General features: G+C 33.8%; 14 protein-coding genes and 3 tRNA genes. 14 read left to right on the top strand and 3 right to left on the bottom strand.

Translation table 11 applies throughout. From position 1 onward, the window contains the following. Positions 1–390: 390 nt before the first annotated feature. The 3 genes from ACFSC2_RS07055 to ACFSC2_RS07045 all read left to right on the top strand — a co-directional run bounded on the left by ACFSC2_RS07055 (position 391) and on the right by ACFSC2_RS07045 (position 6975). Complete coding sequence (locus ACFSC2_RS07055; RefSeq protein WP_379817022.1) at positions 391–825, top strand: hypothetical protein; 435 nt, start codon at positions 391–393, stop codon at positions 823–825. A gap of 122 nt (positions 826–947) precedes the next feature. Further along, complete coding sequence (locus ACFSC2_RS07050) at positions 948–6020, top strand: DUF4132 domain-containing protein (protein ID WP_379817023.1); 5073 nt, start codon at positions 948–950, stop codon at positions 6018–6020. Positions 6021–6102: 82 nt separating this feature from the next. Then, complete coding sequence (locus ACFSC2_RS07045) at positions 6103–6975, top strand: hypothetical protein (RefSeq protein WP_379817024.1); 873 nt, start codon at positions 6103–6105, stop codon at positions 6973–6975. A gap of 279 nt (positions 6976–7254) precedes the next feature. On the opposite strand, the gene ACFSC2_RS07040 is transcribed toward ACFSC2_RS07045, so the two are convergent. From ACFSC2_RS07040 to ACFSC2_RS07030, 3 genes are read right to left on the bottom strand one after another with little or no spacing between them, the layout of a single operon-like run. Then, positions 7255–8901, bottom strand: coding sequence for an SWIM zinc finger family protein (locus ACFSC2_RS07040; protein ID WP_379817025.1), 1647 nt, complete (start codon positions 8899–8901; stop codon positions 7255–7257). Between the two features lie 3 nt (positions 8902–8904). Beyond that, positions 8905–12189, bottom strand: a complete 3285-nt coding sequence (locus tag ACFSC2_RS07035; protein ID WP_379817026.1) for a WGR domain-containing protein — start codon at positions 12187–12189, stop codon at positions 8905–8907. Between the two features lie 18 nt (positions 12190–12207). Next, positions 12208–13722, bottom strand: coding sequence for a reverse transcriptase family protein (locus ACFSC2_RS07030; protein ID WP_379817027.1), 1515 nt, complete (start codon positions 13720–13722; stop codon positions 12208–12210). 1257 nt (positions 13723–14979) lie between these two features. On the opposite strand from ACFSC2_RS07030, the gene ACFSC2_RS07025 reads away from it, so the two are divergent. The 11 genes from ACFSC2_RS07025 to ACFSC2_RS06975 all read left to right on the top strand — a co-directional run bounded on the left by ACFSC2_RS07025 (position 14980) and on the right by ACFSC2_RS06975 (position 21822). Then, positions 14980–15052, top strand: a tRNA-Thr gene (locus tag ACFSC2_RS07025). A gap of 153 nt (positions 15053–15205) precedes the next feature. Then, positions 15206–15279: transfer RNA gene (locus ACFSC2_RS07020), tRNA-Leu, on the top strand. Between the two features lie 57 nt (positions 15280–15336). Further along, positions 15337–15410: transfer RNA gene (locus tag ACFSC2_RS07015), tRNA-Leu, on the top strand. Between the two features lie 129 nt (positions 15411–15539). After that, on the top strand, positions 15540–16088 hold the full coding sequence (locus ACFSC2_RS07010; RefSeq protein WP_379817028.1) for a 3'-5' exonuclease: 549 nt from the start codon (positions 15540–15542) through the stop codon (positions 16086–16088). Positions 16089–16099: 11 nt separating this feature from the next. Next, on the top strand, positions 16100–16669 hold the full coding sequence (locus tag ACFSC2_RS07005; RefSeq protein WP_379817029.1) for an RNA ligase 1 family protein: 570 nt from the start codon (positions 16100–16102) through the stop codon (positions 16667–16669). Positions 16670–16826: 157 nt separating this feature from the next. Next, a complete protein-coding gene (locus ACFSC2_RS07000) occupies positions 16827–17612 on the top strand; it encodes an ATP-grasp domain-containing protein (RefSeq protein ID WP_379817030.1) in 786 nt (261 codons plus the stop codon). Positions 17613–17715: 103 nt separating this feature from the next. Beyond that, a complete protein-coding gene (locus ACFSC2_RS06995) occupies positions 17716–18282 on the top strand; it encodes a metallophosphoesterase family protein (RefSeq protein ID WP_379817031.1) in 567 nt (188 codons plus the stop codon). Positions 18283–18616: 334 nt separating this feature from the next. Next, complete coding sequence (locus tag ACFSC2_RS06990) at positions 18617–19165, top strand: hypothetical protein (protein ID WP_379817032.1); 549 nt, start codon at positions 18617–18619, stop codon at positions 19163–19165. A gap of 93 nt (positions 19166–19258) precedes the next feature. Beyond that, positions 19259–19804, top strand: coding sequence for a 3'-5' exonuclease (locus tag ACFSC2_RS06985; protein WP_379817033.1), 546 nt, complete (start codon positions 19259–19261; stop codon positions 19802–19804). Positions 19805–20022: 218 nt separating this feature from the next. Further along, complete coding sequence (locus tag ACFSC2_RS06980; RefSeq protein WP_379817034.1) at positions 20023–20649, top strand: hypothetical protein; 627 nt, start codon at positions 20023–20025, stop codon at positions 20647–20649. A gap of 42 nt (positions 20650–20691) precedes the next feature. Further along, on the top strand, positions 20692–21822 hold the full coding sequence (locus ACFSC2_RS06975; protein ID WP_379817035.1) for an AAA family ATPase: 1131 nt from the start codon (positions 20692–20694) through the stop codon (positions 21820–21822). Position 21823: the final 1 nt, after the last annotated feature.

Genomic DNA, 21823 nt, shown 5'->3' with positions numbered 1-21823 from the left:
ATTATTTTTTATCACGTTTTCTGTAATTTTCAAAACTGTTTTTTTTAGTGGTTTTATGTTTTTTGAAGGGGATTATTAACTACATATACAATTAGGACAATTGTTTTTTAAACTTAGATTTATAAAAACAATTAAAAAACCACCACAAGTCATAATTATAATAGAATAAGTTTTTTTTGAATTATTAGCAAAGAAGTTTGACACAGAGAAATTATATTCAGTTTTACCAATAAAAACCCAAACCCTGCCAATACCAATTGGCGGGGTATTTTTTTGCAACCAAATTGTACTTTTAATTCGTGAGATTTTTTAACAGTTAAAAGATATTCTTTTAAGAGAAACTTGCTGTAAAATTCTTATTTTACCACTTCAAAATAAAAGCCTTTAAAGATGAATATAAGCATCTCAGTTAAACAATTAGGAAAAAAACATCCGTTGCTTCAGGAAAAAAATATAGCATTGGCGATAGAAAATCCTGTTATTACTACACAAAAACTCATAGAATCGATTGTTGATCATCAGGTACAATTGTTCCGTTCTGCTTCATTTGAGTTTGAAGACGAAGACAAAATCCATCTTCCAAATGAACATTATTTACCCATTCTTACCGACACCGGAAAAGCAGGTTTCGGAGCGCTGTACAATCACAACCAAGTCGATTTAGCGAAAGCGCAGGAAAATGCGATTCAAGCTTTCGAAGACGGTTTGTATGCAGTTTTCTACGGAGACGATCAATTGGAAACACTAACCGAACAAATCGATTTATCTCAAAATAAAAACCTCACTTTTATCAGGCTGACTTTCTTGGCGGGAAGCTACTGGTAGTTGGAAATTCCAATTTTTTAAAATTCCAAATTCCAAAATCTTGTGTGAAATCCTTAGACTTCGCTCAGGAGGACAAAGTGAAGCAATCTAAAATCTAAAATCAACAATCTAAAATCATACGCATGACAATTGAAGATCTTTTAAAAAGTAAAGTAATCGAAAATCCAATTAAGAGATTTAAAAAAGAGCTGGAAGAAATTGTAAACAGTAATCTGGTTACGAAATTATTTTCTGGAACAAAACTAAAAAAAGAAGTGGCGGAGTTTGGTCTGGAACTCTTGAAACTTCAGGACAATTATTACAGCAATTTTATTTCGCTGGGTTCTAAACAAGCCGAAACTTTTACCGCTTTGGTCAAAGAAAATATGTGGGAAGATAAAGACTATTACGATCTGCTGGTTTATTTCTTTGGCAAAGAAAACGCTGTGTATGTAAAAGAAGCTTGGAACAGACTGCCTCAAAAAATGTATCAGAGCGGTTACACGAGACGATCTTTTAGAGCGCCAAATCATAAGAGTTATTTGCTGGTAAATCAGATCAATTTTCTGCGCTCTCTGCTCAACGGGCCGCACAAATACAATTACCAAGACAGCAGTACTTTTTATTATAATTTGAGTATTGAAGATGAAATTCGTTACGATACCGAAATTTCAAATTCTATTAATAAATTCATGGTTTGGTCTTCGGCATTAGATGCTGGAAAAGAAGGACTTTATCAATTGTTTGAAGATATTATTTTCAATAAAGATTCACACGGAAAAGTGTCGAGAAACATCATCAAAGCACTTTTAAACAGCGAAAAAAAGGAAAGCTGGGAGCTTGTAGAAAAATTGCTTTTGGCTGCACAGCGCCAGGAAGGTTTGCGCCAGACGGTTTTAGAAGCTTTAGACGAAACCAGTATTGGCGCTTTGCAATACATGATCAACGTGATTTTAGAAAACAAATTAACTCGTTTTTCATCAGTCGTACGCGCTATAGATACGTGGACAGGATTGGGCTGGGATTCTGAAAAAGAAACGACGGTTCGAAATATCCTGCAATTGGCAGCAGATTATTTTGCTAATCAAGATTTGATTGCAAAAGGCATTCAGAGCAAAAACAATAATGAAGTTTATATGGCGCTTTGGGTTCAAGGCGTTTTGGATGTCGAGAAAACGGTTCCGTATCTGCATGAATTACTAGAAAAAGGTTCGGTTGAAAAGAAATCCATAGCGTTGAAATTTGCGGGAGAAACCAACGATCCGTATATCGAGATGCCTTTGTATTTTAAAGCTTTGGACGATGAAAATCTGCAGGTTTTGGCTTTTGCTCTTCCGAGAATGAATATGCTGCTGGAAGCTAATGCGAAGTCGAAATTTTATATAGAAAATGCCGAATATCCTAACTTTTTTACTAAAGCATTTGACCTTGCTCAAAAAATAACAGAAAAGGAAAAAACGTTTGAAGGAAAAGTGTTTTCATGGCTTAACATCAAGTTTGAAAGAGATACGCTTTTTGCAGCAGCAATTAATCTGGTTGGAGACAATAACGAAAGACTAGAAGCGGTTTTAGAACATTTTGAGGGTTTTTCTATTCAGCTAAGAGAAAAACTGACTCGAAATTTATTGGGCAGTTTTTACAATTATTCTTTTTCTAGTTTCCAGAATAATAAGGTAAAAGAAACGAAAACACCAACCGATTTTCAGAGAAATTTTGCTTTGCGAATTTTAAAAGACAGGGGAGAATCTCTTGTGGCTTCGGCGATTTGTGTTTTGCATAACCAGAGTTTGACTGAAAACGAATTGTCGACTTTTCAGGAATTGTACAAGCGTAAGAATTCTAATTTAAAGAAAAATCTAACGGCCATTTTAGTAAAACAGGAAGACGAGAAAATTACCAATTTTGTTAATGAGACTTTAGAAAAAGGAGATCTGGAACAACGTATGTCGATTCTTGATTTAATGCTTCAATTGCAAAAAAGTGATAAACTTGCTGATAAAGTAAATGATTGGGTTGCAGCATACGCAGCAAGACCAAAAATTACAGAGAAAGAAACGAAATTCTTAGAACAGTTGGAACCTGAGAAAAAGAAAGATATTTTGAGCGCCGAAAATGGATACGGATTTTTTGCTCCAAATGCCGTTTCGCCTTACGCTTTGCCAAAACCAGAGGCTGATTCTTTGTATGCAAAAGCCGTAAAATCACACCAATATGGTTTTACTAAACCAATGTCGCACATAAAATCTGAAATAGAGAAACTTTACAAACTATTTCAGGAAAACAGCAGTTATGAGTACGAAGTCGATAATTACGACAATAGTAAAATGACGCTTTTGCTGGGAAATACTTTTAGACAGATAAAAAATGTACAAGAAGAAAACGCCGAAAGTGCTGCGACAAATTATCCGTTGTACGAAGTTTGGGCGAACTGGTTTGAAAATTCTGGTTTAGCCGAAAGCGATTTGTTTCTCATAACGCTTATCAGCAATTGCGATAGAAAGGTTTTCCGTGATTTCTTAGACAAACATGTTTTTTATTATAAAGACTTATTGCCGCACCAAAATAAAAGAGGTTACGATTGGGATAATGCGGTTTTGAATATTTTAAAAGCGCTGCAATTAAAATATTCATTTAAGGAAAAAACAGATTTCTTAATCGATGCCTGCAGTACTTTGTATGCCGATATGCCAAAATCTATTTTGGAGTTTGAATATGTACCTGGCAAAAACGAATATTATTATAACAACGACAACGGAAACGGCTGGCAGAATCAGAACTATTTTGATGTTTTTCTGCATAAAATAAGTCTAGGAGATTTAACCAAAGAACAATATAATAAAGTTTGGAATTTGTATCGTTGGAGACAATTTAGCGGTTTAGAACGCAATATTGTGTACAACAAACCGCCAATGTATTTATATTGTGCCGCTTTTGAACAAAAATTAATTACCGAAGGAGAACTTTATGAAGGTATTCTGGAAGGCGAAAGAATTTCTATTTTAACAAGCGAAAACAAAAAGCATTACAGACATTTTGGAGGCGAGGAATTGCTTACTAAGTTTCCGTTTTTGGTTCCGATGATTGATAAAATCCGCGAAAACTTTTTGGATATCGAAGTCAAAAGAGGCGATTCGAATACTTCGGTTACGCATTTGGTGCAGAGTTTCCAGAAAATTTTTGGGGTCAATCGTTTGGTCGAAATGCTTACTGCAATGGGAAAAGCCAGTTTATACAAAGGCTATATTTATTCGTGGAGTTATACCGATTTGACGAAACAGAAATTGTTTAGTTATTTATTAAAAAGATGTTTCCCGCTTGAATCTGATACGCAGGCATTTTTTAACGAATCGATCAAAAAAGCAAAAATCTCAGAAGAAAGATTGATCCAGACGGCGATTTATGCACCGCAATGGCAAAAACTAATTAGTAATTATTTAGACTGGAAAGGTTTAGATGAAGGAATCTGGTGGTTTCATGCACATACCAAAACGGCAAGTTACAGCGCTGTAAATTCGGAACTTGAAAGTGAAGTGGCTAAATTTTCGGCAATTGACCTTCAGGAATTTAAAGACGGTGCAGTTGACAAAGATTGGTTTGTTTCGGCTTATAAAAAATTAGGAAAAGCAAAATGGGAACTTTTGTATGAATCGGCAAAATATGTAACCGACGGAAACGGACACAGACGTGCTAGATTGTACGCAGATACTATTACGGGCGATTTAAAAATTAGAGAAGTTACCGCAAAAGTAAAAGACAAACGCGATCAGGATTATTTAAGAGTTTACGGATTGGTGCCTTTGAGCAAAACAAGCCCGGAAAAAGATATTTTGGCGCGTTATGAATATTTACAGCAGTTTAAAAAAGAAAGCCGAGAGTTTGGTTCGATGAAACAAGCAAGTGAAGGTTTGGCAATTCGTGTTGCTTTAGAAAATCTGGCGCGAAATGCCGGATATCCAGATCCTGTTCGTTTAACGTGGGCGATGGAAACCAAACAGATTCAAAATATTTTATCGAAAGAAACAGAAATTACGCTGGATGATGTAACCATAAAACTGGTTATTAATAAAGAAGGGAAAGCCGATTTAGTAACGCTGAAAGGAGATAAAGAATTAAAATCGATTCCGCCGAAATTCAAAAAAGACAAAGCAATTTTAGAATTGACCGATTATCGCAAAACCATGCGTGAACAATGGACACGTTCGAGAAAAGGTTTGGAAGAAAGTATGATTCGAGGCGATGAATTTTTATTCGCAGAAATGCAAAACCTTTTTGAACATCCTATTATTTCTAAACATTTGGAAAAACTGGTATTTATTTCAAGTGATAATCAAATAGGTTTTTATGTGGACGGAAATCTGATTTCGGCTTTGGGCGAAGTTTTGTATTTAAATGAAAAACAAACTTTTAGAATTGCACATTGCTATGATCTGCATAAAAATGGTGTTTGGGTTGATTTTCAATCGTATTGTTTTGATAATAAATTACAGCAGCCGTTCAAACAGATTTTTAGGGAATTATACGTTCCAACTCCAGATGAGTTAAAAGAAAAATCAGTTTCTCGCCGATACGCGGGGCATCAGGTACAGCCAAAACAAACTTTGGCTTTATTAAAAACACGTGGCTGGAAAGTAGATTACGAAGAAGGTTTACAGAAAGTTTTCCATAAAGAAGGGTATCAGGTTAAAATGTATGCAATGGCCGATTGGTTTTCGCCGGCAGATGTAGAGAGTCCGACTTTAGAAACTATTGAATTCCATTCATTAAAAGATTATAAAAACATTGCTTTTGAAGATATCAATCCGAGGATTTTCTCAGAAGTAATGCGCGATATTGATTTAGTGGTAAGTGTTGCTCATGTCGGAGGCGTTGATCCAGAAGCAAGTCATTCTTCTATCGAAATGAGAGCGGTTTTACTGAGAGAAACACTGCGATTATTCAAAATCAAAAATGTTGAAATCAAAGAAAATCATGCCATTATCAAAGGACAGCTGGCCGAATACAGCGTTCATTTAGGAAGTGCGGTTGTACACCAAATGCCAGGTAGATATTTGTCGATTCTGCCAATTCATTCGCAGCACAGAGGACGTTTGTTCCTGCCGTTTGCAGACGATGATCCGAAATCGGCTGAGGTAATGTCCAAAGTTTTATTGTTTGCGAAAGATAATGAAATTCAAGATCCGACTATTTTGAGCCAGATTGATAAAACGTATGCTTAAAATTATGATGTTAGAATACCTAACAGGTTTTTAAAACCTGTTAGGTCTGATTAATAACCACTCGGATTTAAAAAATAATTGTATGTATAATAATCCTTTAGCTGATTTCAAAAAAGCTCTTTACAGCATTGTTCTTTGTCTGGTGCTTTCAAGTTGTTTTTTGCAGACTCAGACAATCAATAGTCCTGTATATGATACCAATGATTTTATTTTAAAAAATATATTTTCTGAACAAAGCATCTTTCCAGATTATAAAACATTGAAAAATACGAAAGAAGTTTATGCAGAGTATACAGAAGGTCCCTGGAAAGGCAGAAATTATACTTTTGAATATGACAAGCAACAACGCATTATTTCTTATAAAAGAAAAATAAATGATGATATTGATACTTATAAAATAGAATATCTTGATGATGGAACAATAAAACAAATTGATCACAGGAATGAAAGAATCAATTTTAAATTGAAATCCTATGATACGATATTATTTAAAAGGCCAGATTCACTTTTTTTACAGGTATTGGTAAGTTTTGGTAGAGATCATGTTACTTCTTATAATTTTTACTACGACAATTTACATCAATTAAAAGAAATGAAATTAAAATCAGATGATATAGAAAATAATAATATAAAATATTATTATGAAAATAAAAACCTGATAAAGACAGTAAGTACAGTTTTCGATGAGCATATGAAGACGTTATTGACATACTCTTACACTTACAGCTACAACAATAAAAACGAAGTTAGCGGTTACCTTTATAGTAGTATCTTTAGGTATGAAGGAATAAAAAAAGAAGAGGGCAGCTATGTTGTGTCACGTGAAGGAATAAGGGAAATTGGAAAGGGTAAAAAGCAAATAGTTCACTATACTTATGATCAACAAGAAAGAAAAATACTTACAACAGACATTAATTTTCCTTATAAAATGAAATATACTTACAAGGATTTTTGATTAAGAAAATAACCTTATCTTAAAAAAAATACCCCAAATAGTTGTTTTACTATTTGGGGCATTTTTGTTTAATAGGACTATCTGTAACTAATATTTATTTGATAAGTCTGCCTCAGATTTTAAAAGTAAAAAAAACAAACTGTAAATCTATCTTAGGTATTAATAAAAAAGAGTAAACTTTTTTAGACAACGGATGATTTGTGAAAATTTGTGCAATTTGCGGTAAAAAATCAATTTTGGTTCATTTTGCGGATAGGCATATTATTTTAAATTAATTTCTTAAACGGCTACTTTAGCATGCAAAGCCATTCTAGTCGCCAGAATATGTTCGCAAGGTCCTTTTCGCAATTGATTGGATTTGTAGAATGAACATTCGCAACTACCTTCAATCAGTCGGTTATCTTTGTCTAAAACGGCCAAAGTTGTATAAGTGTACTCTTTATCGTTTACTTTTCCTTTTATCTGTAATTGATCGCCTTTTACAGAAGTATCAATTTTGACGCGGTTTTGCGTGATATAAGCGTTCGCAACTTCTTCCTGCGGACTTGCAAAACGTAAGCTTTTCATGTTCAACGGCTCCTGAGTTAATTCTCTTACGCGGTATAAACCTAAATTCAAATCGTAGATTACGCGTCCCGCCTGTGTATAAGCTGTTAAAGATGCCGAAACTACAGACGGATCGAGACTTAGTTTTTTAGCCAGATTATCAGACGTATCGAACCAATTTTCTTTTAAAGCATTAAAAACTTTTTCCTGTGTAAACAAATCCACGTTGCTTCTTGGTGCCATTAAATCAAAATTTCCGGCAGTGCTCCAGTCGTTTTTTGTCCAGCCCGAAAGTCCCAACGTATAAGACATATCGCCAAGATCGGCAATAAAAAATGATGGCAGACCAGAACCTAATAATACAACTTTGAAGTTTCTTGCAACTGGAATTAATCTTTCCAGAATTAATAAACGGCGTCTTCCCCAAATACGAATTGTTTTTGCTTCGTTTCCTTGAAAAAGCGAACGATGAAAAGTCAATTCGTCATAAGAAGGCTCAAAAACTGCTTTTATAGGTTTGTCTGGTTCGAGTACAAATCGTAAAGCTCGCGGTCCTTTCTTTTCTTTGAAACGTCGCAAATACTGGCACAAACTAAAAATATCCATCGGATGTAAATCAAGCACCGTTGCTGGAAGTGTCATTGCAGAACTTACCTGCAAAAATCCTCTAACCCAAGAGTCAGGCAGATCGATTTTTACTTCTTTATAAACTTCTTCGTTTGTTGTTTTGGCCTCAAAACCAGAAGGATCAATTTTGAACTCGGTTTCTTTATAATTTCTTATTTTCTGAAATTCATTATACAATCCTTCAGAATAATCAATATTGGTGGTACCGCATTTAAAATCACTGATTTCGGTAAATATATTATAGTTGCAGCTCAACTTTCCGTAAGACGATTCGTCTTTGCTGAAACATTCAAAAAATACTTCGTCGGGATGAACGGTAATTACAGGATCAAGAACAAACCAGGCATCTTTATCATTTTTATATAAATAATCAAAATAGGCAGACTTTGCTTTATTAAAAGGCCCCATAACAGTGGCTTTTTCTTTATGAACGGCATTCAATTGTTCTTTTAGCTCCTGAATTCGCGCACGGACATTTTCGATCTGGAAATCGGCCATATATTCGCTCAGCCAGATTTTTTCCTGTTCGGCTGCCCATAATTTGTATTGCTCTTTGTCCTTTGGAAAAAAACGTAAATCTGAAATCACCACGTCGTGCAGTGCAGAAATGGCTTCCCTAAAAGCGATTTTCTGATTTAGTTTTCCAACAAAAAAAGTCGGTTCTCGCAATGTATCTGGCGAAAAACTCATGCCGGTACTATTGGAAGTGTTATTTACAATCGTGCTGCCACTGTATTTATAATCAAATAACATAACTTAGTTTTTAAGGATTAAATGGGTATTCAACTGCGGGTAAAGCGTTTTTAAATCGGTCAGGATTTCGATACAATTCGCTTTGTCCTGTATGGCAACTGTCGCTGAAATTTCATCCAGAATTTCGGTTACAAAAATTGCCGCTTCTTCGGTTTTTCTTCCTTCATTTTGTAAAAACTGAAAAACACGCTGTTTAGCAATTCGGGCTTTATGCACTCTGGTTAATACAGAACGGAAATAAAAATTGAGTTCTTTTAACTTTGACACATTATCAACCGCATACGTGTTGAGGTAATTGGTCACAAAAAGCTGAATATTTACGCTCGGATGCTGGCTTAATTTGGTTAAATAAGTTACGCCGTCGTTTGGACTAAAATATCTGGTAATCATTTCTTTTCCAAATTGTTCTACCGCCGGAAGCACAGAATCTGTAATACTGATCAGACAGTCTAAATCCCAATCGGATTCATCAAATTCGGTTTTAAAGAAATTAAAAGCAAAGGCTCTGGTATCATTCCAAGTCGTATCTAAAATAGCCAAAGCATTGTTTCTTTCGGCACGGATTCTTTCTTTATTGGCTATGAAATAATTCCAGGCCCATTGTCTTATTGCTAAAATTTCGTGATTTGATAATGCAATAATCTGCGGAATAGTAAAATCAGAAATACGAGAATATTGTTTTAATATTTCGTAACCTGTTAATTGGCTTTGTCTGTAATTGGCGTAAATTAATTTAATTACATCACGCGGTTTTAATGCCGTATTCCAATGATTGACAGTTTCTTCGAGTATGAATTTTTTGAAGAGTAAATGAGCGCCTTCAAATTTTTCTTTTCTGATCATTGCATAAACGGCGCCCGGAAGTGCAATATCAAAAAAGCCCGCATTAGATTTTCCTAATTTGGTAATGCATTCTAAAACTGCTGAAAGAACATCTTGAAAAGGATTATGAAATAACGCTAATAAAGATTCGCTGTTTGCTAATAAATAATCTTCCTGATAATTGTGTAAAAGCTGAATACCATTTTTTCTAATCTCAAGATTCTCGTCTTCTAAAAAGAGCGTAATCAGCGAAAACGGAATTTCTTTTGAAGCTACTTTTTTAGATTTCAAAATTAAAATTGTACTCGCCAGCAGATTATTTGTTTTTAAATCAGAAGAAACCAAACTTGCCACAATATCCCAGCTTAATTGTTCCAGTTGAGCTGTTGCAATTATTTTAAGTCTTTCAATCGCAATTGCTGCCAGATTATTGTTTTCCGGAGATTCTTCGAACGTAAGTAATTCTACAATAACTTTTCCGGTAATTACCTTGGCTTTTTCTTCCGTGAATGCAAATTTTTCTAAGGCAGAAGCAATCCAGTTTTTTAGTTCTGGAATTTCATTAAAAATCAATTTTACAACATAATCACTATCATTAAAAAATAGGGCAGTATTGGCTTCAATTTGTTTTTTTGCCCAATCTCTTGCCGATTCTGTTTTAGAATTCAGGACATCAGCAACAAAACCAACCTGAGTTGCCAGTGCATCATTTTTTAAAAGAATAGTTTCAAATCCTAAATTGTTTGGAATGGCAAAATTGCTGTTTAAGAGATTTAAAATATGAGTTTCGTCAAAACGACCGATTAAAGTATTAAAATCGTTTCTAGCTTTTAAATTAGTATAAGCAAATTGATGAATGATATTCATCTGAGCTTCCATAATTAGCTGAATATAAGCTTCTGGAAAAGCATCCCAATGTTCAGGAAATAATTCTAAACGATTAGAAACTTTGCTTTTATCTATTTTTTCTTCCTCTTTAATAATAAGCGTCTCAGGCTTTTTTTCTTCTTCTTTTTTACCAAAGAAAGTAGAAAACACTTTTTTTGCAGTATCTAAAACGGAACCTGAATTTTCAGTAGAAGCGTTACTTGTTTTTCTTTCCTCTTTTTGATTGTAATCAATTCTACTTGGATCATTTTCAATAAAATAATAATTATTTGTCGAGAAAACTTCCTGACCAAAAATGTATTTCAGTTTTGAATTTAGAATGCGTTTTGGATCGTTTCCAAATAAAATGGTAGACAACAAAGTCAGATTAGAACATTCAGGGTAATCTATGACAGTATAATAATATCTTCTATCATTATAATTGTATTGTCCGTAGTTATTTACAGGAGATTTTCCAGATTTACTGTAATCATATTCGGTATACTTTGATAAAATCGAAACAGCAAATTTCAGGTATTTTTTAGCGTCTTTTTCTTCATTCAGCCCTTTCAGGAAATTAAGGCTGTTTTTCTGAAAATAAAGTTTGGTAAAGTTAGAAAATGCGATTTTGGTATCTTCTCTTCGAAGTTGTTTTCTTAGCGAAGCGTTAGAGTTAAACATGGCGTTTTCATTTTCAAAACGATAAGCAAGAACGGCAATCGCATCGGCATCGTTTCTTAAATGAGCCAGTTTATAAATTGCTCTGATATGTTTAAAATAGGGCGGTTTAAAAGAAACAGCTTCTAATAAAAACACAACAATTTCGTGTAGTTTCGCATCAAATTTTGCGGCTAAATACAAAGCAGTCAGATACGTAATGGCATTATTGGTTAATTCTTCTTTTAGAAAATTAACTAATGAATCATAATCTTTTTTGTCAATATAATATCGGGCTTCCTGCGGAATCGTTTCGAGAATAGCACTAATATGCTGTTGTAATTCAGCATCTTTTAAAATTCCTAATAATCCTTCATGCGCCAGATTTCGGATGTATTCTTTTTGTTTTCCTTGAAAAGCATTTGATTTAAAAACTTCTTTTCCGGCTTCGGCCTTGAGTTTTATCAAAGCCCAAATCGCTGCGTAAGTTTGTAAATCATCTCCTTTTGAAGCCAATTTAATAATGTACGGAACAGCTTCCTGGATATCCAATAAACCAGCTCTCCAGATGACACGGCTGGTTTTCCATTGGGTTTTAAAAGTATTTTTACCCGTTACTGCATCTTGCAGACGCTGTAAAATAACACCATTTACAGAATCTGGCTCTACGCTTTCCAGCGAAGGAAGATCTATAAGTGTTTCTATTTCTGAAGCGTAACCTTTGGATTTTTTTTCATTTTCGAGTTTATCAAAAATAACCTGTGCTTTTTCTTCAGACACATATTCGGGAGTTTTGGTGCCGTCTTTTAATACCGCGCCTCTTCTTCCGTATCTAAAATTGACCACAAAATTGGTGTCATCAATAGCACATAAATCTATTTCGTATACTTTATCTGAATTCCCTTCTTTATAGAAAAGTTTAATCTGTTTAATTAATTTCATAAATCAAAAGGCGCTTAATTAAAAAATATTCCACCAGTTTTCTGGCTTTTGCTCAACTGCTGTTTCTTCTTTTTCTTCTTGAACAGGAATTACAATTGGAGTTTCTTCTTTCGGAATACTTATTTTTTCTATGTTCGGTAAGCCGTGCAGCTTTATAATGTTTTTCAAGTTTTGTTTAAATGCGGTTCCTTTTTGAGGACTCACCATATTTACATAATTAATATAACCTTCAATGGCATTAATTACATGAACGGCTTTTCCCCATTTCTGATCTTTCCAGCCATTCTTTTCGATATTGTGCAGAAGAGCGCGAAATTTTCGTAATTGGTTTCTATCTACATTCAGCTTATCGTTAACCACAATTCCGGTCACTTTTTGCTGCGTACCTTTTCGCATCACATGAATTTTTTCAGGATGAATGACAAAACCTTCCGCTTCGATTATTTTTTTTGTAAAATGTAATAAACGCGAAACATTCTGGCTGTTTTCCTGAGTTGTAGAAAAACTCATATCATCTGCATAACGTGTGTAGCTGAAATTGAGTTTCTTTGCCAATCCGTTGATTTTTTTATCCAGTTTGTAGACAATCAGATTACTAATTGCCGGACTTGCAGGAGATCCTTGCGGTAATTTGCGTTCACCAGCCTGAACGTAATACGTAACGCCGTCCAGAGTTGTTTCGTTAATTTCAGAATACGTACACACCAAACCTAAAATGGTTGCAACTTCTTCAGAATAACCTATTTTACAGAATAATCCTTTTACTCTTTTGTAAGTTACAGTTGGGAAAAAATCCTTTAAATCGATATTAACAACAATGTCTTTGTTAACGTGAGGTTGTGCATTTGTTACAATAGAACGTTCTTTTACAAAACCATGCGCTTCTATTGTATAAGGTATTTTATGAAGTATATTTTCTAAAATCCAGGTTTGAATTTCTTTCAATTTTGGCTTTGGCGCCGATATTTTACGTTTGCCGCCCGATTTCTTTTCAAGCTCAAAAGTGTGGTAATGATTAATTTTAGAAACCTTTCTGTTGTAAGCAAGATATTGCAAAGCTTTTAAATCGATATTCATGCTTTTTGCTAACGCCAGCGCATTTTCAAAAACAGGCAGATTGTATTTTTCTAAAATTGCAGTATTTGATTCTTTAAAATTTAATCCTTTTGATACTGCTTCGCCTAAATATAAAATCTGTTTTTCTTGTAATAATTTCCAGTTTTCGGCTTTATCAAGACGTTTTTGTTCCTGCTTTAATTTGGTTTCAGCTCTTTTTTCTTTAGCCACTTTCATTCTTGCCTTACGCATTTCAAGAACCATTGCTTCTCTATTGCTAAACTTCCTGTCTTGTGCCAAAAGCTCATTCAATTCCTTTTCTATCGCAGCTTCCTGCTTGATAAGGATTTCAGATAGAGTAGGTTCGGCGCTAGACTGCCAGAATCCTAAACGCTGCATTTCTTCTAATATGTAGCTATCTTTTGAGGTAGCTTTTATTCTATCATAAATTTGTTGTTTACTAAGCTGTTCAGACATAAATTATAATCGATTTTTATATTAAAAAAAAGCCCTATTGCAGCAATAGGGCTTAAAGTTTAGAACCTTCGTATTCTCTAAGGACTATGTCTATCAACTCCAGAGAAAGTGTACTAGGCGTACAGTTAATCTCGAGGAGGTGGAACCGAAACTGTACGCCTAGTACACTTTCTCACCAATAAGATAGAAGTAGTGCTGAATGTCAAATAATTTTACACCGATGACGAAACATCATCATTTTCTTTTACAAGAAAAAGCAAGGTATTTCTTAAACTCAAACAAACATAGAAAAAAAAGTTTTAATAGAATGCGAGAAAAATTAAAAATCGATTGCCTTTTTTCAACTTTTCTTTTCTAGTGTTTGTAAGGGTTTCATTATGAGTGAGAAGCATTTTTTGAATGGATATTATAAAATTGTAAAAAATTAATTGAACTGTGTTTTGATGAAAAAACCGCAGTTTAAAATCAAACATTTTCATAAGTATTTGTTAAATTAAGATAAAAAAGACTACATTTGTCTTCGAAATAAATAATTAAATAAAAACACATTATCATGTCACTACAAAAAAATTACGATCGTTTAGCAGGATTTCTTCCTACTGATGACTCTGGATGTGGTATGTATTTTTATAAAATTGAAATGTAAAAAGAAGTTTCAAACTCAATATAAAATATAGAAAAGCGTCCTAAAAATGGGACGCTTTTTTTGTTTAAAATGGTTTTTTCTAAAAAAAGGAAAGTTGAAACAAAAAAAAAGAAGGAGAATAACAGTTGAAAATGATTAAAAATAAACCTTAACTAAAAAAAACTAAAAAAAAATAACTGAAAATGTTTAATGCGTAAAATAAATATCGAAATCTAATCTTGAAAAGTAATCTGATGATAAACAGTCATTTGATAAAAATAAGAATCTGCAAAAGAAAGCGGACTAGAATTTCTATGCTTTAAAAATGAGTTTAACTAATTGATAATCAGTAAAATAATTTGAAAAAAGATTTGGATAATTGATTTTTTCGACTTTATCTTTGCCGAAGAAAATCTGAACAAAGATTTTCAATTAAAAAAAATGATTTCAAAATATAACACAACATATAAAATGAATTTCAAATTAATATCAAATATAAAATCACTGCAATCAAGCCTTTATCTTGGTTGTTCAAAAATACTGGTGCATGAATATGGACTATAGGATACGTATATCTTATAAATCTTGTAAGCACCTTTAATCGGGTGCTTTTTTTATGCCCAAAAATTACTGATTTTGTAGCTCAATCGGCAGAGCAATTGGATAGTACCCAATAGGTTAAAGGTTCGAATCCTTTCAAAATCAAAAGAAATGTTCTTTAGAAAGGGACAAAGGGGCAAAGACGCAGAGGGACAGAGGTTGCAAGTCTTAATAAAAACTTTGCGTTTTAGCTTCCGATAGTTATCGGGATTGCGAGATTAAAAAAACTCTCGTAAACGAAATGTTCTAAAAAGAAAAGCAGGAATGGTGAAATTGGTAAACGCGGCTGACTTAGAATCAGTTTTTTGAGAGTTCGAGTCTCTCTTCCTGTACAAAAGGTAAATAAATTGGAAAGAAATAAATAGCGCCGGTGAGGCAATAAAAACAATACAGGAATGGTGAAATTGGTAAACGCGGCTGACTTAGAATCAGTTTTTTGAGAGTTCGAGTCTCTCTTCCTGTACAAAATTTTTCTTGAAGCGGCAGAGAGAAATTAAAAATTAAGAATTAAAAATTTAAAGCTTAGCGAGTGACTTAGAATATTAGCCGCTTCAAAAGAAGTTGAATTAAAAAAAATAAAAATTTAGAAATCATGGTGTTGTATGATAAAATTATAGTGATTGATATTGAAGCAACTTGTTGGGAAACTACGGAGGAAACACTCTTAAACCAGAGAGAAATTATCGAAATAGGAGTATGTAAGTTAATCTTATCGTCGGGAAAAATTGAAAATAAACAAAGTTTTTATATCAAACCGGAAGTTTCTCAAGTTTCTTCTTTTTGTACCCAATTAACTGGAATTACAAATGAAAAACTACAGATAGAAGGAACTTCTCTTGAAAAAGCATTAAAGAAAATTAATTCCAAGTATTCGGTAAAGTATAGAACATTTGCAGGTTATGGAGATTTTGATCAAGAAATATTAGAACAAGAATGTAAAGCAAAAGCAATTGAAAACCCATTTAGAAATGACTATTTGAATATAAAGACACTTTTTAATTTAGCTTACCTTCAGGAGAAACCTCAAGGATTATTGAAAGAGCTAGAGTTAGTAGGAGAATCTTTTGAAGGAAAGAATCATAATGGAGCGGATGATGCTTACAATGCAGCCAAATTACTGTATAAAGTTTTACAGAGATAACAATAAAAAAAATGAAAAAGATAAGTACATTATTTACCAAAAATCCTAATGATTTAGGCAGGGTTATAGATAAAATTAATATTGAAAATAAATGGGTTTTTGATGGAGAAGCTATTGCAACGAGAAAATTTGACGGTACTTCTGCAGCTATCATAGATGGAGAAATATTTAAAAGATTTGATGCTAAGAAAGGAAGAAAAATTCCTGAAGGAGCAATTCCGTGTCAAGAAGCAGATCCAATTTCAGGACATCACCCGCACTGGTTAAAATGCGATCGATCAAAATCTGAGGATAAGCATTTCTTTGAAGGTTTTGATGAGTTGGAAAACAAAATGGATGGAACTTACGAATTATGCGGACCAAAAGTGCAAGGTAACCCTGAAAAGTTTGAAAGACATACTTTGGTAAAACACGGCAGTGAAATTCTTGATTTTGTAAGTCTTGATTTTGATGATTTGCAAAGTTTTTTATCTGAAAATGATATTGAAGGAATTGTGTTTCATCATAAAGAAGATGAAAGAATGTGCAAGTTGAGAAAAACAGATTTTGGAATTAAAAGATTAAAATTAGAAGCAGTTTAAAATTAAGGTTTGCCACGAAGTCACAAAGTCGCAAAGAAATAAAAAGAGAACAAAAATTTAGCGACTCTGCGAGAGATTTAGAAAAAGTAAAAAAGAAAAAACTTAGAGCCTTTGTGTCTTAGTGGCAAATAGAAATTAACATTATAAAGTAAAAGTTATGAAACAAGATTACAATCGAATTGCCTTAGTGGGTATCGAACAGGAAGAATATGAGACTATAAAAGCTAGTTACTCAGGACATATTATTTGGCATCAAGCTATTCCGAAAATTGTAGTTAAGGATCAGGTGCTTTATATGGAAAAATCAAACGGAATCGGAATGCTTCCTGTAGATAAGGTTGTCTATTACGGAATTTATGACAATGATTTTGATTTTATCGCCGGCTTAGCAATTTGGAAAGGAGAATGTTATCCGAATGCTGCAGCGATGTTAGACTGTCGTTTTAAGATTCCTTGCCTGGTAAAAGCTTTATCTCTTTCGAGATTTAGTGCACCAAGAGGTTTTGTAAGCGCCGGCGCTTCTGTAAATGTTACGAACGATACGGTTGCCAAATGGGGAAATTGGCATTGCGGTGAAAATAAAAATCGTTTTACCGGAGAATGGGAAAGCGAATTTACCGCCACAATTGAACCTTATTACGAAGGCGAAGCCGTTCGTATCATGATGATTGGAGATATCTATTGGCAGATTAAGTTAGAAGGAGACGATTGGTTAAAATCTATCCATCCTGATAACGCTGGTTTTATGCCAGTTGACGAAGATTTGCTTGCCGATACGAGGCACATTAAAGAAGCTTTACAAATGGATATGATCGGAAATGATTATATCGTTGCAAAAGACGGTTCCAAATATCTATTAGAAGTAAATCATATTCCGAACATAACACGATTTGAAGAAGTTCGAAAAGCTTATTTAGAAACCGTTATAGAATGGATTAAATAAAAAAAATACTGCTGCGCAAAATAAATGCGCAGTAGTTTTAAAATATTTGAGTACGAAAACCAAATGATGAATAAGGAATGGCTTTCTTCAAAAAAAAATGAAAATGAATCAAAAAATATTTTTTACGTCTGATCATCATTTTGGTCACACGAACATAATTAAGTTTAGTGAACGTCCTTTTGCCACAGTTGAAGAAATGGATGCAGAACTCATTAAACGATGGAATGAAAAGGTAAGTCCGAGAGATATTGTATATCATTTAGGTGATATTTCTTTGGCGAGACCAGAACGAACTAAAGAAATTTTAGACCAGTTAAACGGTTCTATTTTTCTTGTAAAAGGCAATCACGATAAATCGGCGTTGAGTTATACAAAACGATTTGAATGGATTAAAGATTATTACGAATTAAGTGTTGAAGATCAAGATGCGCCAAATGGCAGACAGAAGATTATTCTTTTTCACTACGCGATGAAGGTTTGGAGAAGTTCTTTTAGAGGAACATGGCATTTGTACGGTCACTCTCACGGTCATTTGTTTGATGACGAAACTTCGCGCTCGTTTGATGTCGGCGTTGATTGCCATAATTACGAACCGCTTTCTTATGATGAAGTAAAAGAGCGAATCTTAAAGAAAGATTGGAAGGCTCCGTTTGCAGACAGAGAATTGTAGAATTCGTAAAATCAAAAAGTAGCTATTAGCAGTAAAATGCTGAGAGTTTTAGTTTAACAATAAAAATTTAAGGATGAATCAGGAAATAGTATTTGCGTCCGGCCATTTTGGTCAAACAGATATAGCGGAGTTAAGTGAAGTTCCATTTGCCACAATTAAGGAAATGGATTTGGAACTTATTTACAGATGGAATGAAAAGGTACGATCAGGGAATAGTGTATATCATTAGGAGGTAGTTCTCCAGCAAAGTAGTGGTGTTTTAAGCTTTGCAGATATTGGATCCCCATGATTTCTACTTTTCGTGAGGTTCCCAAGAATTGCAAAAAAAAATACCATGAAAAACAATACATTAAAACAATACAAAAAAGCGATTAAAAATAAATATGAGATAGAAAAAGAAGGCAGATACTTTGATTATTTGTATAAACCTTCTCGTGGTAAGTTGCGTGATTTGTGCTGGCTTATCTTCGAAAGTAATCAGTCTCAAAATGATTTAAACGTATTTAGAAATCTATTCAGTTTAGATTTCGATCATACCAAAAAAAATAAGTTTAAGGAAAAGAAAGATAAGTTTAGACCTATCGAAACTTTCTTTAAAGGAGAAACAGACTTAACGAATATTGATGCAATAAATATGGCAGCGATTATGGTTGATTTTCAACCGCGTCCATTTAAAAAGTTTCATGAAAGTTACAATGTCGAAGAATCAAAAGAGCTTAAAAGAATTGATAAAGCTTTAGCATTTTTTGACAAAAACAGTTTTGTAAAAGAGGAAAAGTCAACAAAACTGCTTAAGAAAAAAGGTCTCTTCGCAAATTTTGCCATTATCTTTTCTAAAAAAAGAGAGAAGCAAATAGCTTTAGAGAAAATAGTTCCGACTTAGATTTAATTTTTAAAAACAAAGAAACGCCGAATTGCAGCGCAAACAAAAGCTGCAATTCCAGGTGTTAGAACAATTATTAAAAAAACAGAAAAAATGAAAACTACAGATAAAATTATTATCATCGATTTAGAAGCCACATGCTGGCAAAGTGTGGTCCCAAAAGGGCAGCAAAATGAAATTATTGAAATCGGTCTTGCCGTTTTGGATTCAGAAACCGGAGAAATTTCAAAAAATAAAGGAATATTAATCAAACCGCAGCGCTCGACTGTGAGTACGTTTTGTACGGAACTTACGACTATTACGCAGGATTTACTAGATAAAAATGGCGTTAGTTTTGAAAATGCGATCAATCAGCTGGTTGATGAGTATAATCCCGATTTGTATACTTGGGCAAGTTACGGTCAGTATGATCTTAATATGCTTAAAAACCAATGCAGTTCGTTTGGTATTCCGTATCCAATGGGTGAACAGCACATCAATGTTAAAAGCTGGTTTGCAGAAAAGTTTGGCTTACAGAAACCTCAGGGAATGAACGGTGCACTGCATCTGCTGAATATTCCGTTAGAAGGAACACATCACAGAGGAATTGACGATGCAAAAAACATTGCCAAAATCATGCATTGGTGCATCCAAAATTAAAATTTAGAATTTGTTTGTGAGTACGGACTGCCGATTGCGTTTGGCAGTCTGTATTATTGATTTTTCCTCTAGATATTGCTGTTTCAAAAGCCAATTTAATTTAAAGAAAATCAGGTGATTTTATTAATTTATATTGAAAAAGAAACCCTATTTTTGGAAATGTCAATAGTATAAAACTTTGAAAAATTAAACCCAAATGAATAACCAATATTGGTCTTATGGAGAATAAAGACATGCCTTTTTTAGAGACCATTTATCATTTAAGAACAATCGAACAGATCATTCTTTACAACAAAATGACAAAAGTTTCGAGTAAAGAAGAAAGCGAAACGATCTTGTTTTTGGAATCGGAGTATGAAAATGAAATTCTAGAATATCCAGGGCAGGCGCCCGATTTTCATGGAGAAGCGGCTTTATGGGGAGCAAAGACGCTTTATTTTGCCGCTCAATTGGTTTTGTTTAGAGATCATAAAATAGAGGAACTGCCTGTTTTTCTTCCCGAATTTAAAGGCAAAATTAATGCACAAGTTCTATTGTCTGCCGATTTATGTTTGAGGTTTTTACCGCAGATTATTTTAGAATTAAAACGCATTGACCCTGACGATAAATCCATTTCAATTTTAGAAAAACACATGACCGATTTTAGTTATTCGGCAATTGGGTTTGATGTTGTTTCTGAAGTAATAAATCCAGACGTTGTTTTTTCTGATTCATGTCTTAAACAATTGTATTTGAATCGCGTAGTTGAAAGAAAAGCGAAGAAAAATGCAGCAATTGAGAATGTGAAAACCGAGCTTTTAACCGGATTTGGAGATTATAAACATGTGTTTTGGAACGAATTGTAAAAATAAATTAATAGTTATAATAAAAAATTACCCTGATCAAAAATGAAGTCTACAGAGAAGTTAAATGTTGTTTTACAGCATATTAAAAATGTTTTTGTTGGTAAAAACGAAATTATCGATCTTTTAGGAATTGGATTACTCGCAAAAGAAAATGCCTTTTTGTTGGGGCCTCCGGGTACAGCGAAAAGTGCCTTGGTTCGAGCGCTTTCAAACGGGATTGAAGGCGGTAAAAACTTCGAATATCTTTTAACCCGTTTTACAGAACCAAACGAGATTTTCGGACCTTTTGATATTCGTAAACTAAAAGAAGGAGAGCTGATTACAAATACAGAAGGGATGATGCCAGAAGCTTCGATGGTTTTCTTGGATGAAATTTTTAATGCCAATTCGGCTATTTTGAATAGTTTATTGATGGCATTAAACGAAAAAATTTTCCGTAGAGGAAAAGAAACCAAAAAACTGCCAGCCTTAATGTTTATTGGTGCAAGTAACGTACTTCCGGAAGACGAAGCGTTAAATGCACTTTTAGACCGTTTTCTGATTCGTGTAAAATGTGATTATGTTGATCCAGATCTGCTTCATGAAGTGCTTTTGGCGGGATGGAAAATCGAAAGCAGCAGCGATTTGGAAATACCGAAAATTACTGCTGATGAAATTATTGAATTGCAGTCGCTTTGTCGTACGGTAGATTTAACTGGAATTAGAAAACAATATGTTGACGTTATTCATAATCTTAGAAATACAGGGATAAAAGTTTCAGATCGTCGAGCTGTAAAACTGCAAAACTTAATTGCTGCGAGCGCCTTAATGTGCGGCAGACAAGAAGCGGTTGTATCTGATTTTTGGGTTTTAAAATACATTTGGGATAACGAAGAGCAAATCGAAATTCTCGAAGGAATTATAAATCATATCATCGAAAAAGACGATTCAGATTCACAGCATCCTCAGGCTTTGTTCAATAAAACGCCAAATCCGGAAGAATTGATGAAGGAGATGCAGCTTTTAACACAAAGATGGCAGGACGAATCGCTTTCTTTTGAAGAACAAAATGTAATAAAAGATAAATTAAGATATCTGCAAAGCCGTTGTGACTGGGTTAGAAACAACGATCAAAAGCAATATATTCAGAAAGAAATAGAAGCTTTGTGGCAAAAGATACTTCAAACGGTTTAAA

Source organism: Flavobacterium artemisiae (assembly GCF_042678225.1).
Taxonomy (GTDB): domain Bacteria; phylum Bacteroidota; class Bacteroidia; order Flavobacteriales; family Flavobacteriaceae; genus Flavobacterium; species Flavobacterium artemisiae.
This window is presented reverse-complemented; position numbering and strand designations above follow the sequence as displayed.

Excerpts from the sequence above, each read along its gene's own strand:
- ACFSC2_RS07005 (WP_379817029.1), top strand. The coding sequence starts at position 16,100 with ATGAAAAAGATAAGTACATTATTTACCAAAAATCCTAATGATTTAGGC.
- ACFSC2_RS07050 (WP_379817023.1), top strand. The coding sequence starts at position 948 with ATGACAATTGAAGATCTTTTAAAAAGTAAAGTAATCGAAAATCCAATT.
- ACFSC2_RS07040 (WP_379817025.1), bottom strand. The coding sequence starts at position 8,901 with ATGTTATTTGATTATAAATACAGTGGCAGCACGATTGTAAATAACACT.
- ACFSC2_RS07055 (WP_379817022.1), top strand. The coding sequence starts at position 391 with ATGAATATAAGCATCTCAGTTAAACAATTAGGAAAAAAACATCCGTTG.
- ACFSC2_RS07045 (WP_379817024.1), top strand. The coding sequence starts at position 6,103 with ATGTATAATAATCCTTTAGCTGATTTCAAAAAAGCTCTTTACAGCATT.
- ACFSC2_RS07035 (WP_379817026.1), bottom strand. The coding sequence starts at position 12,189 with ATGAAATTAATTAAACAGATTAAACTTTTCTATAAAGAAGGGAATTCA.
- ACFSC2_RS07000 (WP_379817030.1), top strand. The coding sequence starts at position 16,827 with ATGAAACAAGATTACAATCGAATTGCCTTAGTGGGTATCGAACAGGAA.
- ACFSC2_RS07010 (WP_379817028.1), top strand. The coding sequence starts at position 15,540 with ATGGTGTTGTATGATAAAATTATAGTGATTGATATTGAAGCAACTTGT.
- ACFSC2_RS06985 (WP_379817033.1), top strand. The coding sequence starts at position 19,259 with ATGAAAACTACAGATAAAATTATTATCATCGATTTAGAAGCCACATGC.
- ACFSC2_RS07030 (WP_379817027.1), bottom strand. The coding sequence starts at position 13,722 with ATGTCTGAACAGCTTAGTAAACAACAAATTTATGATAGAATAAAAGCT.
- ACFSC2_RS06975 (WP_379817035.1), top strand. The coding sequence starts at position 20,692 with ATGAAGTCTACAGAGAAGTTAAATGTTGTTTTACAGCATATTAAAAAT.
- ACFSC2_RS06990 (WP_379817032.1), top strand. The coding sequence starts at position 18,617 with ATGAAAAACAATACATTAAAACAATACAAAAAAGCGATTAAAAATAAA.
- ACFSC2_RS06995 (WP_379817031.1), top strand. The coding sequence starts at position 17,716 with ATGAATCAAAAAATATTTTTTACGTCTGATCATCATTTTGGTCACACG.
- ACFSC2_RS06980 (WP_379817034.1), top strand. The coding sequence starts at position 20,023 with ATGGAGAATAAAGACATGCCTTTTTTAGAGACCATTTATCATTTAAGA.